Annotated in this window: 13 protein-coding genes and 1 pseudogene; 3 read left to right on the forward strand and 11 right to left on the reverse strand. The window is 41.8% G+C overall.

Annotated features, from left to right (window positions below):
* Window positions 1-23: 23 nt before the first annotated feature.
* Complete coding sequence (locus K0625_RS04290) at window positions 24-1001, reverse strand: DUF1852 domain-containing protein (protein WP_065204238.1); 978 nt, start codon at window positions 999-1001, stop codon at window positions 24-26.
* Window positions 1002-1296: 295 nt separating this feature from the next.
* Between K0625_RS04290 and K0625_RS04295 the strand changes: the two genes are divergently transcribed.
* On the forward strand, window positions 1297-2109 hold the full coding sequence (locus K0625_RS04295) for a sulfite exporter TauE/SafE family protein (protein ID WP_220108522.1): 813 nt from the start codon (window positions 1297-1299) through the stop codon (window positions 2107-2109).
* Window positions 2110-2311: 202 nt separating this feature from the next.
* On the opposite strand, the gene K0625_RS04300 is transcribed toward K0625_RS04295, so the two are convergent.
* Together K0625_RS04300 and K0625_RS24545 are read right to left on the reverse strand one after the other, a co-directional pair.
* A complete protein-coding gene (locus K0625_RS04300) occupies window positions 2312-2737 on the reverse strand; it encodes a hypothetical protein (RefSeq protein WP_220108523.1) in 426 nt (141 codons plus the stop codon).
* A gap of 291 nt (window positions 2738-3028) precedes the next feature.
* Window positions 3029-3199: pseudogene (locus K0625_RS24545) on the reverse strand (transposase); the annotation flags it as partial.
* 336 nt (window positions 3200-3535) lie between these two features.
* Here K0625_RS24545 and K0625_RS04305 point away from each other — a divergent pair.
* Both K0625_RS04305 and K0625_RS04310 read left to right on the forward strand, forming a co-directional pair.
* Window positions 3536-4876, forward strand: a complete 1341-nt coding sequence (locus K0625_RS04305; RefSeq protein ID WP_220108524.1) for an AAA family ATPase — start codon at window positions 3536-3538, stop codon at window positions 4874-4876.
* A complete protein-coding gene (locus tag K0625_RS04310) occupies window positions 4866-5558 on the forward strand; it encodes an RloB family protein (RefSeq protein ID WP_220108525.1) in 693 nt (230 codons plus the stop codon). The genes K0625_RS04305 and K0625_RS04310 overlap by 11 nt, the downstream gene beginning before the upstream one ends.
* A 1015-nt stretch (window positions 5559-6573) precedes the next feature.
* On the opposite strand, the gene K0625_RS04315 is transcribed toward K0625_RS04310, so the two are convergent.
* The 8 genes from K0625_RS04315 to nrfD all read right to left on the reverse strand — a co-directional run bounded on the left by K0625_RS04315 (window position 6574) and on the right by nrfD (window position 15034).
* Window positions 6574-7806 carry an Ea47 family protein gene (locus K0625_RS04315; RefSeq protein WP_220108526.1) on the reverse strand — a complete coding sequence of 411 codons (1233 nt, stop codon included), beginning with the start codon at window positions 7804-7806 and terminating at the stop codon, window positions 6574-6576.
* A gap of 128 nt (window positions 7807-7934) precedes the next feature.
* Entirely contained in the window at window positions 7935-8375 is a 441-nt protein-coding gene (locus tag K0625_RS04320; protein ID WP_232846931.1) for a DUF1198 family protein, read from the reverse strand.
* Between the two features lie 340 nt (window positions 8376-8715).
* Window positions 8716-9999 (reverse strand): winged helix-turn-helix domain-containing protein, encoded by a 1284-nt coding sequence (locus K0625_RS04325; protein WP_220108528.1) that lies wholly within the window; start codon window positions 9997-9999, stop codon window positions 8716-8718.
* Between the two features lie 194 nt (window positions 10000-10193).
* The gene (locus tag K0625_RS04330) at window positions 10194-11036 is read right to left on the reverse strand and encodes an ABC transporter permease (RefSeq protein ID WP_220108529.1); all 843 of its coding nucleotides are present in this window, start codon (window positions 11034-11036) and stop codon (window positions 10194-10196) included.
* Window position 11037: 1 nt separating this feature from the next.
* Complete coding sequence (locus K0625_RS04335) at window positions 11038-11946, reverse strand: ABC transporter ATP-binding protein (RefSeq protein WP_220108530.1); 909 nt, start codon at window positions 11944-11946, stop codon at window positions 11038-11040.
* A 52-nt stretch (window positions 11947-11998) separates the two neighbouring features.
* A complete protein-coding gene (gene nosD, locus K0625_RS04340) occupies window positions 11999-13327 on the reverse strand; it encodes a nitrous oxide reductase family maturation protein NosD (protein ID WP_232846907.1) in 1329 nt (442 codons plus the stop codon).
* A 35-nt stretch (window positions 13328-13362) separates the two neighbouring features.
* Complete coding sequence (locus tag K0625_RS04345; RefSeq protein ID WP_220108532.1) at window positions 13363-13851, reverse strand: nitrous oxide reductase accessory protein NosL; 489 nt, start codon at window positions 13849-13851, stop codon at window positions 13363-13365.
* A gap of 235 nt (window positions 13852-14086) precedes the next feature.
* A complete protein-coding gene (gene nrfD, locus K0625_RS04350; RefSeq protein WP_220108533.1) occupies window positions 14087-15034 on the reverse strand; it encodes an NrfD/PsrC family molybdoenzyme membrane anchor subunit in 948 nt (315 codons plus the stop codon).
* Between the last annotated feature and the right edge of the window lies 1 nt (window position 15035).

Raw genomic sequence — 15035 nt, forward strand, 5'->3', positions numbered from 1 at the left:
ATGCTGCTATATATTGGAGTTAATTAAAGAGCGCAATTAGCAGACCAATGCTCAAGCACACTCTGGTATGGCTTAATAAAGTGCTCTTCAGCAAATTTGCCCTGCTCAATGGCCAACTGACCACGTTCAGCACGGTCATAAACAATTTGAGTGATTGAATGATCTTGGTTGTTCAAATTTGGCTGGTAACATTTACCCGCAACCGCATTAGCATTATAGATCTCAGGTCGGTAGACCTTTTGGAACGTCTCCATCGTACTAATGGTGCTGATTAGCTCAAGATTGCTGTAGTCATTGAGCAGATCACCAAAGAAATAGAAAGCCAAAGGCGCAACACTATTTGGTGGCATAAAGTAGCGCACCTGCAAGCCCATCTTTTTGAAGTATTGCTCTGTCAACGAAGATTCATTTGGTTGGTATTCGACCCCCAAAACAGGATGTTGATTTTCGGTGCGATAATAGGTTTTATTATCTGACACGCTTAAGCATATAACTGGCAACTTTTTAAAGTGTTTTTTATAAGCATTCGAATTTACGAAATACTTAAATAGCTTGCCATGTAGATCGCCAAAATCAGCTGGGATACTGAATTTTGGTTGGTCTTTATTATGATCCAACAACAAGATGCTAAAATCATAATCTCGAACATAAGAGGAGAAATTATTGCCAACAATACCCTCAATACGTTCGTTGGTTTTATTATCGATAATATTGGTTTTCAATATTTCAATTGACGGAAAAGCCTCGCCATCACCTTCAACATCCATATCAACTGAGACGATTTCAAGCTCGACCGAATAACGGTCAGCAGCTGGGTTATCCCAATGGGCTAAGGCGTTAAAACTGTTATCTATCATCTTCAAAGCATTGCGCAAGTTCGCTTGACGGCTCTCGCCTCTAGCTAAATTAGCAAAGTTGGTAGTGATACGCGTACTGTCTGAAGGGTGGTAATTTTCATCGAGACAAATGCTCTTAATTGTAAAAGTAAAATCGTTATTCATTGTGATCGGGTATCCCTATATCCTTTACTATTTCTCAGTCAGTTGTCTCACTGATGCGCCTATCATTTCATCTAGCGCCAACATCTGAGTGTTAGTTATACCGAGTCTTCTCCAAGATTAATAACGCTTTAAATTCACCTGCAACATGAGGGATATTCATGTTGTATTACTTTGAAAATCAAAGCCGGAGTCAGTTATATTAGCTGGCCTGATGCGTTCACAATTTAATTTAGCTTAATACCTATTTGATTCATATCGCGTCATCATCCGCTAGTTATATTAAGAGATAAATTAAATGAGTGAACTGCTGTTATTGATTTTATACTGCGCACTGCTAGGCAGCATCGTTGGCTTTTTGGCTGGCCTGTTAGGCATTGGCGGCGGACTCATTATTGTCCCAGTGCTAAGTGCAATTTTACTTCACTTTGAGGTGTTACCACCTGAGCAAGTCGTCGTTGCAGCCATTGCCACCTCATTAGCGTCGATACTCTTTACCTCAACCTCTTCAGCAATAGCACATCATAAAAATGGCAATGTACCATGGGAAATCGCCCCTTGGATCATGACAGGTGTCGGCCTAGGCGCACTCATTAGTGGTTTTATGGCGGCACTTTTACCCGAGCAGATTGTTCGCCTAGTGTTTGCGGTATGCGTACTACTGATTGCGCTAAAGATGTTTTACAGCAGCACTAAAACTGACACCCCAACAACACGTAAAATGCCCAATAAAGGACTACTCACCCTTTTCACCACGATTACAGGCGGCTTATCTGCCATGATAGGCATTGGTGGCGGTGCACTCTTGGTGCCCCTGTTGACGTATTTCTCAATCGATATGAAAAAAGCCATTGGCTGCGCGTCAGCCTGCGGCATCGTAATCGCACTCTTTGGTTCAATTGGTTATATCAGCTCTGGCAGCGCACATTTCTCACTAGCAGATGGCTTTGCAGGATTTGTCTATTTGCCGGCGTTATTAGGCATAGTGTGCACCTCTTGGTTTACCGCGCCATTAGGTGCTAAAGCCACCGCACATCTACCTGTGCCATTAATCAAAAAGATCTTCGCCGGATTATTACTAGCCATCGCCGTCAACATGTATTTTGGCTAAGGCTGCCTTAGATAATATTTATGATGATAAGGACTTCTTGTTAAATAGAGTTCCAAATTCATGAGTGTAATTCTGGGATTGGCTTACAAGGAGGCATAACCACCTCCTACTTCAGCAATAACTAAAGATTAGTAGGAGGCCCTTGTTTAAAATAGAAGTACACCATTTATTGTGGGTGACCTGATTAATTTATAGCCTCTTGTTATACGCTTTTGTACCAGTTCAACGATTTAATTGCTGACAAAGCCTCACTACTTACTTTCAAATGTTTAAATGATGCTTCGTTTTCAGATGCATTGCCTGACATTCGAAATCGATCGTTTAGCAGCAGTACTAACTCCTCAGACATTGCTCTCAATTCGTTTTCAGATGTATTTTCTAGGCGCAATTTGTTCTTTAGCAGTAGCGCCTGTAGGAAAGAACCACATGTTGCTCTTTTGTTTTGAAATGACGCTTTTTGCCATTCAAGTCCATTCGTCAACTGCAAGGTCCCGCCAAGCTGCCAGTTTCCTGCATCTAGATTTACTGCTTTTTCATTAGAGATGGTGAGAGCTAACTCTTCAAATTGAGCGCTTTCTTTTAAGCAGCTAGCTATCAAGAGTGTGAGAAATAATATTCTAAAATTCATAGTCAATCCTTTGAAAATGTATAATGCCGTTGTAACTGGCTAATGGAAAATAGAGCCACCCACAATAGATCAATAACATATCGCTACCTTAGTAAGCTTTCAACTTAGACTGTCATTGAAGTGGTCAACTTGCTGACACCACTGCAACTTAATCTGCTTACGAATGATTAATTTGGCTATTTCTTTGGAAAAAGACGGATTTCAGGCAGGGCTTGTTAACTCATGTTATCCAAGAGGATTGAGCAGAGTAAAAGTAACTGTGAAGGTAAAGAGATTTAGCTAAGTTTGTTGTCAGCCATCCTCTAGATATTGGCAACTCTTGGCAAAGTGACGTCTGCGCTTTTGAAGGTGTTCACAAAAGGTGGTTAACTCTTGAGTATTGCCCACAGGGCCGTGGAATATTTTACCAAATTCTGTGGTGAGTTTTATCCAGTTTTCCGATGAGATATTCAGCCTTGTTAATTAAGTAACTGAGATTCTACCCATTCTCGTCGATGTTCATAGGACCTACCGGTCTGTAAATCGACTCCTGTAAGTCAGGCCTTGCGCACGCACCTTGAAACTGCGTGATAGAAAGGACTGCTTGTTAAAAAAAGGTTCAACACTTATTTGAGTTCGTCTAGGACGGGGCATATTTACCTCCTACTTCTACCAATAACCAAAGCTTAGTAGGAGGAGGAAAAATACACCATTTATTGTGGGTGGCCTGATTTATTGACCATTGAATAAAGACGACGAACTGATTACAATGAAAACAACGAAAAAAACTCATTTTTTTACACAAAAAGGCTCAAATCAATGCTAAAAAGGTTCTCAGTAACGAATTTTTCGTCATTTAGAGACGAACAGACATTCGATATGACAGCGAGTCAGTCAACTACTTTGAAAGAACACACATCGGCGTTCAAAGGAGTTAATATTCTTAAATCTGGAGTTATTTATGGTGCTAATGCTTCAGGAAAATCCAACTTAGTAAAAGCTATCGATTTCACACAAAAAACCATACTAAAAGGTTTGTCTGGTATAGATACATATAAAAAACACTTCCGCCTATGTGATATCAGCCCAGGAAACCAAAGTAGCTTTGAACTTGAACTTGAACTTAATGGCAGTTTTTATACATATGGATTTAGTGCACATCTGCAAAAAAAAATAGTAACGGAAGAATGGTTATATGCCACTTCCAAGAGCGGATCTAAATGCATATTTGAAAGGGTAAACTCTAGTATCACTCTAGGAGTAGAGTTGCTTACTACTGAAGCAAAGAGCAGATTTGAAATATACTCTGATGATATGAAAAACCAGAGTTCTCAACTATTTCTATCAGAAATTGCCAGTAAAGAATTGAATATAGAAGCAGCAAAAACCATTAATAACATTTATAAATGGATAAAAGATAAACTTATAATTGTATACCCTGATGATAAGTTTAACGGAATTAAGTCAATTAATGAGGATTTAACCAAGTCTCTTACAAAATATTTTAAAAGATTTGATACTGGTGTTGTAGATATTAATTCTATTGAGGAAGATTTTGACACCGGCTTCAAAGACATGCCTAGTACATTAAAAAGCAGAATAGAGAATGATTTATCTAATGACGATGTTAGTGAGGTTGTATTACATGGGGTTGGAAAAGAACCACAATTTCTTACAGTATATAAGGACTCTAACGGAGAACTAAAAGTAAGGAAGTTAGGCTTAGTACACGGCAGTATAATAAAAGAAACATTTGAATTAAAAGACGAATCTGACGGCACTCGTCGCCTGCTAGATTTTATTCCTTTGATAAATAAATTCACGCAAGGATGTACAGTTATAATTGATGAATTTGATCGAAGTCTTCACCCTAAACTAACCAGAGAGTTTTTTAATCTTTTCTACAGAGTAAGTAATGATTATAACTCCCAACTAATTGTCACCACACATGAGTCGACGTTACTAGATTTAGAGTTACTTAGAAGAGATGAAATTTGGTTTGTTGACAAAGGAAAAAACGACAGTTCAACATTATTCTCATTAAATAAATTTAAAGTTCGATATGATAGCAAAGTAGAAAAAGCCTATCTTTTAGGTCGCTATGGTGCAATTCCAATTTTTAATGATTTTGATGAAATAGGTGCTGAAGATGGGATTTAAAGAAAGAAGCTTCTCAGAACCAGTCTACGAAGCAGAAACAGAAGAACCAACTAAAGTCATAATTATATCTTGTGAAGGAAGTAATACTGAGCCGGAATATTTTACGGCAATTAAAGATATTCTTTCTGAACACATATCTTCACTTATTGAAATCGAACTAGTTGAGAAGGAAGATGGTCCTTCAGAGCCACAAGACGTTTTGGATAACCTACAAAGCTATGTAGAAAAATATGATTTTAGCAAAGACCATGACTCACTTTGGTTAGTATGTGACAGGGAAAAAGTCATTGATAGAAAAACAGGCTCCAAAGGTTTATTAGAAGTAATTCCTATATGCGAGGAAAAGGGCTATTCAATGGCTTTGACTAACCCGCTTTTCGAGTTTTGGTTGCTTATGCATATTGCTGATATTTCTAAGTATTGTACGAAAACACTTTACGAAAATGACAAAGTTAATGCATCACGTAGATATATCGATAAAGAATTATCAAATATTTTGGAAGGAAATGGAGGTTATAGTAAAAAATCTGGAAAGTTCAATCGACGGATAGTCACCATTGATAATATTAGAATGGCTATAGAACAAGAAAAAAACTTCGAAAACAATCTACATAAAATAGTTGATAATTTAGGTAGTAATATTAGCTCATTGGTAACTGAGATTCTCGAAATAGACACCTAATACCGTACAAATAGAGCCTAAGTTTAGGCTCTATTTGTAGAAATAATATAACAGCTTATTAATTAACAGTGCTGCATGACAATGTTCTTCGCCAAACTATAACTCATTGTTTTAAAAGATAGCACGAGAGAAATCAGAACATTATCCATACAGCATCATGTGCTTTTTATAGCCACTAACCTGGTGATGACCTCGGTGTAATACTGAACTCACAGATAACCCCACTTCCCCATCGGAGTTGCCGAAGTGCGTTGAAGACTCTCTATAAACCAAAGTTCGTGATGCCCACATGGATGTGGGCATAGCTTTCGCGGGACAGGCCGTTCCTTGGCTCTTTACATTGTGTAAGTATGAAGCTAACAACACAAAACTCACGGAAAACACCCATTCCCCATCGAAGTTGCCGAAGTGCGTTGAAGAAATAGTCGTAACTTGCCCATGAAAATAGAGCCACCCACAATAAATCAATAACATATCGCTACCTTAGCAAGCTTTCAACTTAGACTGTCATTGAAGCGGTCAACTTGCTGACACCACTGCAACTTAACCTCCTTACGAATGATTAATAGGACTATTTAACACGAAAATGATGAACTACGGGCAGGGCTGGTTAACTCATGTTATCCAAGAGGATTGAGCAGAGGAAAAGTAGTTTGAAAGGTAAGGGGGTTTAGCTAAGTTTGTTGTCAGCCATCCTCTAGATATTTAACTGCGTGATAGAAAGGACTGCTTGTTAAAAAAAGGTTCAACACTTATTTGAGTTCGTCTAGGACGGGGCATATTAACCTCCTACTTCTACCAATAACCAAAGCTTAGTAGGAGGACTCTTGTTCAAAGTAGAAGTGCACCATTTATTGTGGGTGGCCTGATTTATTCCTTAAAAAAAGGTTCAACACTTATTTGAGTTCGTCTAGAACGGGACATATTTACCTCCTACTTCTACCAATAACCAAAGCTTAGTAGGAGGATGAAAAATGCACCATTTATTGTGGGTGGCCTGATTTATTTTGATTTATTAGCCGTTTAGGGCACTTATATCACCACCAATTGCTTTTAATACTGGACGCATAAAGAAAGCTTGGCCCTCTCTAGTTCCTTTACTCTCAGGCTTACCTAAAGTTGGTTTTGCATGTTCGCTTTCACGTAAAATTTTCCAAGAGACAATCTTTTGATTATTATTTGAATCAATACCTACGACTTGTAGTTGTTCATCTATAATTGGCATCTCGCGAATAGCTTTTGTTGAGTTTATTTTAGAGTTTCGAATCCATAACTCTGAAACCCAAAGAAAACCATGAGCATTTATTGTCTTTGCTCTATCAGCAGCTAAGCGCCAAAATATGTACTTATCTGCCTGATCATCAAATCGAGTACTAACCAAATCAATAACTTTATACTCTCTATCAAATAGCATTAATATTGGAATATGATAACCATCATTTGAGAACGTTAATTCTGCCATTTTGGAGTAATAATCAACTAAATTTTCAGTGTTGGATATGTCACCTTTAGTACCTAACGATCTAGCTCTTTCTTTTATATTTTCAGGGATGCTATCGGCATCATACGCTACTGAGTCATAAGATAGTTTGCCAGAATTAAAGTTCTTTAGCTTTAAATAACTAACACGTCTAATTTCTTCTCTCATGGAGTCAAAACCTGTTGGTGCAGGTATGTCTTTAGCAATAGCAACACCTATATGTTCTCCTAATGCTTTACAGCAATCATAGATACGTGCATAAATAACAGTTAAAGCACCTAGTAACTCGAAATCTTCTAGCGTATTAGCAACCCAGCGTCTTTCAGATTTAACAACGGCAGCATCTAAGACACCAGAAGGTAACTTTTTCTGTGCAAGCCTTATTAGCTTTTTTATGCCAATACTCAGCAATCGATCTTTGGTTACGATCTCTACATCTTGCTCTTCGACGTAAGAAAATAATAATGTAGCTTTAGCATCACTATACATTTCTAAGTCCCCTTGTTTTTCAATAACATTTCGCGAGTTTTTTGCCCACGTCATAAGAGGATCGTCTTTCCATTTATCAATTACATTTTGAGGATACCAATCATCATAACCTTCAATATCATGCTTATTTTTTTGGATAATGAACGTAACCGTCCTTGCTGTTTGTAAAAACTGATTCAAATTAAGACGGAATAGCTCAGGTTCGAAGTATGTTGAAGAACAACTGTTCAACAAATGAGCAAGATCTTTTAGTCGTCTTTCCCATGGTTTTTTATTCATTTTTATAACAAAACTCTGATTTGATAAAGAAACGGCTAACGCTCCACTTAGCGGGAGCAGACTGCGCGGCTATACTCCGCGAGGCACGAGCGCAGCCGGGCTGGTTGAAATCCACCTACAGTGACTTGTTATATGAGCATTTTATTATGTGCGTTGGTAAAGTCCTTAAACGATGAGTGCTCAACATCGAAAAATGATTCGAAAGTCTGGCGATCTAATGCACTAATTTGAGAATCAAAGCCGCAATCCTTCATGCGTTCTGACCACCAAAGAACATTTTGATCATGAGGATTCTTTAAAACCTGATAGATATAGAACACCTTTACAAGAGATCCTAGCTGTTCGAGGTTTCCATGAGTTCCAACTACGGATCGACAATAAAACTGCTGTCGACTAGTTGTTCCCACGCCGACGCTAGGGTCTTTTCTCATTGCGCTAATGCATTCCACAACCATCGTGGGCTTCACATTTAAACTGTAAGCTAAAACTTTGGATGCCTTTCTTATATCCCCAGATAAAAAATAATAAACTAGGTAGGCTGCAATTATCGCTACAAAAATCCAAATCATATTACTCACTTATCTCCACTGAACTGCGATGCTCCACCGCTCATATAACAGCTTATTAAACAGCAACACCGACAACCTTGTTACCACTGCTGCATTGTTAAATATTATCAGTGCTGCATGATAATGTTCTGCGACAAACTATAACCTATTGTTTTAAAAGATAACATGAGAACAACCAGAACATTATCCATACAGCATTATGTGCTTTTTATAGCCACTAAATTGGTGATGACCTCGGTGTAATACTGAACTCGTAGATAACACCACTTCCCCATCGGAGTTGCCGAAATCCACCCACCTCAGCTCGCTATAACCCCCGATATCCCCTTTAAAAGAGAGCCTAGATATCAAACCTCTCATAGTGGTACCAAGCGGTCACTTGCCCAAACAGCGGGATAGTCCACACCGCTGTCTTATGATCTTGATGAACGCGGATGAAATAGAGCTCTTCATCCTTAAAGTCACGCTTTCTCAAATCACGGTAAAAACGCACGGCTGAGTCATTGAGTTTATCGGGCTTAATCAGGTCTTTCTGCTCAACCTTAACCTGAAAAATATCCACGTTAAGGTCATCTATCATGCCGGAATACTGCTTAAATTTACCGCGAACCTTGTACTTAATCGGCGTGGTTAAACAGTCTTGATCTGTGATGCAGGTCGAGGAGTAAAATTCACCGGTATCGGCAGAGTCATAGATCAACGACATATTGATGTCGGCGCGGATCAGCAGCTCATCTTTAACGGGAAAATACACATCAGCTTGGTAGTTATGCTCTAAGTAAGCGCCGCTGGTGTTGCTGCTTTCAGGCAGCATGACACGGTTATAGCGAATGCGTTGCTCCATGGCACTCGATAGCTCAACAAACTTCTTTAAGTTGAGTTCAGCAGGCTCTGAGTCAACCGAGGTCAGATTGATTAACCCCTTGCCCGCACACTGCTCTTTGTTATCGCCAGGACACAGTGCCATGGAGTAGTTGGCACCATCGGTTGCCGCAAAGGCATTGAAATCTTCATAGCAAGTTAGAAAGTCATTGTCTGGCTGTAGGTGTTTTTCCCACATAAATGGGTGCAGGTGCGGCGCATCATCTTTATAGAGCAGCTTACCCGTGCCCTTTAAACTGCCCACTTGTAGCTCAAAATTGTCTTGGGCGCTCCAGCAAGATAGGTTTTGCTTTATCTTATGGTAGTCACTGAAATACCAAACCAGAACCAGCAGCAATAAGGCAACCACAATACCGGAGATCTTTACCAGCAGTGATACATCAAAAAAAGCCGCGCGCATGGACTCGGCGTCATTCACCGCCAAGAGTTTTACATGGGATTGGGTCGAAATATGCAACTGATAGCCACGACGTGCGATGGTTTTTAGTTGCACCTCACGGTAAGGATCGAGCTTTTTACGCAGAGTACTGATGCATTGAGTTAACGAGGTCACTGCAACGACGCGATCGGGCCAGCCTGCACTGAGCAGCTCCTCTTTGGAGCAAACAGGATTTGAGGAGAGTAGAAGACGATGCAGCACTGCGGACTCAGAGAAGGTCAAAATAACCCGCTTACCACTTACGTGATCAACTAACTGATTCGCTTCAGTATCGAACTCCAAATAAGGAGTGATTTTTAACACAATTAACCTCTACTAGTATTTTGGCATCATCGATGTGTTTCGGTTTCAGGCTGGCGAATTCTACAGCTAAGTACTTAAACAGAATGTGATTATTGACGCAAAATGGCCGCTATTGTGCGACCAATCATCGCTACTGTTCACAGATTGAAAATTAAATAACATTACCTATTTAGTAGTGTTCAGCTTGAGTAGAGTTAAAGTGGCTTACCCTTAAAAATTCGATGTGAAATAAACGTCAAAACAACAATCCACAGCAGAAACAGCAGGTACATTGCCGATAATCCCCAATCGGTGCTGACTATCATGGCTAAGCTGTTTGCGCCCTCTCCCTCAATGGCGACTAAGTTAATCGCGCGGTAGAGATCCGTTGGGCTCATAGCGATCAACACGTTGATCAAGAGTTGATTAGCAAAAGAGAAATCCGACACTAGCAGGGTCAAGAGTAACAGGTCGTAAATAAGCACAAACAGGAACCAGAGCAGCAGTAAGCAGCCAATCGCCTTGGCTTTTTCGGTGCACTTTAAACTCACTATGTAGCTCAGCAGAATAAAGGTCAGCGCCAGCAAATTACTGCTTAACAGAAACTGAGCAAACGCCATCACAAGCTCACCACTATGATATTGCTCGCCAACCAGTAACAGCAGCGCGGCAGTTAAGCCAAATGCAAAGCCAGTGGCGACTAACATCACAGTGATATGACCGAGTAGCTTTCCGAAAATAATCTGCGACCGCGTCAGTGGGTAAGATAGAAGCAGCAGCAAGGTGCCCGACTCCTCTTCGCCGACAAAACTATCGTAACAGAGCAAAATAGCCGCCAGTGGAATGATAAATACCGAAATGGTCGACAGGCTACTCATCAGGCTATCAAGCTCAGGCAGATACAGGCTCCCAGTGACGGCACTGCCAGCAAAACTGACACTTAACGACAGCAGTAAAAACATGCAGCCCATAAAGGCTAGCCAGCGATTTCGAGAGCTGTCACAGATCTCTTTATAGGCAATAATAAAAATTGGGGATCTTGGTCTATGTATGTTCATTCTATAACTGCTCTGCTTGGGAGTGGCTCTCTTGTCCCATTAATTCATGGTAAATATCTTCGAGTCTTGGCTCTTTGAGCTCGAAATCAAAAATTTGGCACTGTGAAACTAAATGTTGAATCAGCTCGGCTTTTTGTTCGCCGCGAAAATGCAGCAAACCGTCTCGATAAAACTGCCGCAGATATGCATTGCCACTGACTTGTTTTGTGAGGCCGCTAAAATTGATTGTGGTATGTAGTGGGCTGGCACTTCTCAACTCATAACAGGAACCCAGCGCGAGACGCCTGCCTTTAGACATGATCAAGGCGCGGTCTAACTGAGACTCAACCAAAGAGAGTTCATGGGTGGAGATAACCACCGCGCAGCCCGCGTATTTCAGTTGATTAATCTTGCCATAGAGAAACTGTGATGCTTGGGGATCCAGCCCAACCGTAGGCTCATCGAGTAGCAAGATATTGGGCTCAGACAAAATAGCCTGCGCCACGCCAAGGCGTTGCTTCATCCCTTTCGAGTAGGTCTTTAACTGCCGATCTTGGGCGTATTCGAGGCCAAACTCTTCGATAAGCGAGGTAACACGAGATCGGCTGACTCCTTTTAATGCAGCAAAATAACTCAGCACCTCAAGACCGGTCAGCTTGTTATAGAAACTGACATCTTCAGGCAGGTAGCCCAAGTTGACCTCCCGTTTACCTTTGCCAGATGTTGCGTTCACCCCCATCACTTTCACCGCTCCGGATGTGGGCGAAATCAGGCCTAAGATGATCTTTATCAGGCTAGACTTGCCCGCACCGTTATGGCCGAGTAGTGCCATAGTTTGGCCTGCAGCAACCTCAAAACTGACGTTATCTAGTGCGGTAAAATCTCGATATTTAAGGCTAACATCGTTGAGTTTTATCGGAGTATCTAGCATTGCGTTCTCAACTCTCTAGCTATGACTAACTCCATATTTTTAATGATATTCATCAGTTTTGTACTCTGTCGGAACTGACATTGTTAAGTAGAGGAAAGCTATCGACGATGCCGGTTGGCTCACCGATATCAAATTGGCTTTGCACCCAACGCAGCAGAGCTACAACTGGGCTATTCATTAAGAAGCGCGCCTCAGGATAGAGCCAAAACAGCTTGTCTAAACTGTCATTTGGTCGATATGGTTTGTCAGCGATACCATCATGATTGCTATCCCAGCCCATATAGCCACTCCAGAAGTTTCCCTTGCCTTGATGGCTCCACTCCAATAGCGAATCGCCGACGTATTTGACTTGAATTTGGTTATTAACAAATTGATTGCCGTAGACCTTATTCCCCTCTCCGCCCATGGCCATATAGATGCCGATATCACTGGTGGAAAACAGGTTATGGGTCACTTCGTTATCGCGAGCGCCATAGATAAAGATCCCTTTACCTTCGTTACCTAGCTCGGCCGAGCCTTGTGGGTTATGGGCCAAGGACACTTGGTTATTGTTGACGATAGAGTGTTTGCTAATGTTAAGTAACACACCAAAATCAATCGCATTGGAGACCTGATTATGGTGCAGGTTAACAAACTCTGAACTCATGATGGCGTAGCCACCATCGACACTGTCGACCTCATTGCCATAGGCTTCATCATGCTTGGTGTACATGTAGTGAATACCATACTGAGCCGAGTGGAAGCGGTTATCGAATACTTGGCTGTTGGTGCTGGTTTCTAAGTAAACCCCGTCTCTCACATTAAAAATTTTATTGTTATGCACCACAGGAGCATCGACACCTTTAAGGTAAACCCCATCCCCTCTGTCGAGCTTATAAAGAGCGCGATTGCCAGCAATAAGGTTGTTGTTCACGGTAATATGCTTGCTGTTTTCGGCGTAGATGCCAAAGCCATCACCTTGCAGGCGACTCGACTCGATATGTACTCGCTCGGCCTGCTCATGGATGAATACGCCAGCATCAAGCTCATACAGATCGCCTCCCCAGTTTTGGATAGTGAGGTTTTTAAGGCTAACACCTGAGCTAAAAACAGTGATGGCACGACCACGGCCTTGGGCATCAATAATGGCACCGCCCTCACCAGTTAGCGTGATAGGCTGATGGATCTCAAAGTGGCCAAGGTATTCACCATCGAGCAATAGAACAGTATCTCCCGCTTTCACTGTTTCCAGTTGCAACTTAAGGCTTTCGGTGTCCGAGACTGAGTAAGTCGCCGCCATGGTCAACGGATTGATAAAGAGCGCAAGCCAAGCGCTAAGACAGAGCCGTTTGGTCGCCGTTTTCAAACCAGTAGCGACCTGCTTTAATGCAAAAATATTCATGGTTCTCTTCATGCTCGGCCAATCAACTTGCAAAACTACTCACCAGCCAACAGCGCAATATCAATCTGTTCATAGGAGAAAACAGCGCCACCAAACTCTGTGGCAAACTTGACCGCATCATCTTGGCTCTTAAAGCTTGCCACCGCAGGTCCCATGACCGCCTTTTTGCTTGTGCCGTAGACATACCAAGCTTGAGTTGCATCGATAAAGGCATTGTCTGTCGGAGCTGTCCAATCCGTGACAGCAAGATCATGGACAAACAGGGCTTCAATTTGGCGTTTGTTTTCAGCTTGCAGTGCAAAGTTAAACATGTCGCGAGTCGAACAGAACTTAGGCACGATCGACTGTCCCTTGAGATGGACTTGCCCCTTGGGGCCAGGGTATTTGGTGATCATCATGCCGCACAGGTGGCAACGGTCATGTTCATGAATGGCTTCTGCCGATAGCGGCTTTTCATCTATGGCGCTGTCACTGCAAGCACCGAGTAAAGGTAGTAGGAATAACAAACAGAACAGCTTTTTCATCTTCTCTCCAAAATGCTTTCAGACTAGCCCTTTAATTGCCTTGCAGGGGCGGTGTATTAAAGGGCTAGCTTACTCACTGTGTATTGAGCCTTTGGTCACTCACTCCCAGCTGCTAAGCTTGCGCTTGAACAAGCTTGGAAGCGAGCGACCGCATACTCGCTACTCTCTTGCGTAAAATGACTCGAGATACTTATTAGGTGGGGAGTAGTACTAATAAGCTCACGAAATCATTTCACTAGATAGCATTTAACTGGCCTGCGTAAATCACAAACATACGCAAGCACATCATGCCAACGACTGCACACATGCCAGACATGTAGAAGGCTTTAGCTGAATGGCTAAAGGCTTTACCTGTGGCGAAGTTAAGCAATAGTGGACCCACAAAACCGACACCCACCACACCGAACCAGAACACGTTTGCCCATACGCCAGTATGGAAACCAGCGAATGCAGCTTGTGCACCTGCATTACCTGTAGCCAAAGACATGATGATCATGAACAGGAACAGAGCTTCAGCTGCCATTACTGGCCATTCGATGGCGTGTAATGTGTGCATGTCTTTGCTGTGTAGATCTTCTTTGAATACTGATACTGCAATCATTTTTGCAGCAGCGGCACCAGCAGAAAGACCAGACGCAACAAATAGCGCTGGCAATACCGAGGTATTGATAATTGGGAAACGGATTAAGGCTGAGATCAAGAAGCCGGTATAGGCACACACTGACATAGCAAGTACCAGTACTAGCTTTTCAGATGGCGCGCGGATACCGCGTAACTTGTCGATAATTGGCAGTAAGAAGTGCAGTGGCTTAAATGCCTTAATCTCTTCTTCAAACGCGAACAGTGTTATCAAGGCAACCAAAGGAATGTATGCATTTAGGACAAGAACACCCACTGACATCACTGAGTTTAGGTTGTAGAACACCAAAATTCGCCAGAAGAACAGAGGGTTAGTCAAGTCGATAACTAGACACAACATACCCAGTGCAATCGTTACCAGTGAAACTAAAGACGCCGCCTTTAAGAAAGGCGTGTTTTCAGTTTGTTTTTTGTAGAAACGAATAAACAGGGCAACCGATAGCGCGCCACCAGAGATACCAGCAAAGAAGAGGTAAACCGCAATTGGCCAAGGCCAAGCGATGCCCTGTGACAGGCCCATGGTAAATTCAATATTACCGTCCATG

Origin of the sequence: Shewanella nanhaiensis, assembly GCF_019457885.1 — a bacterium.
Classification (GTDB): Bacteria; Pseudomonadota; Gammaproteobacteria; order Enterobacterales; family Shewanellaceae; genus Shewanella; species Shewanella nanhaiensis.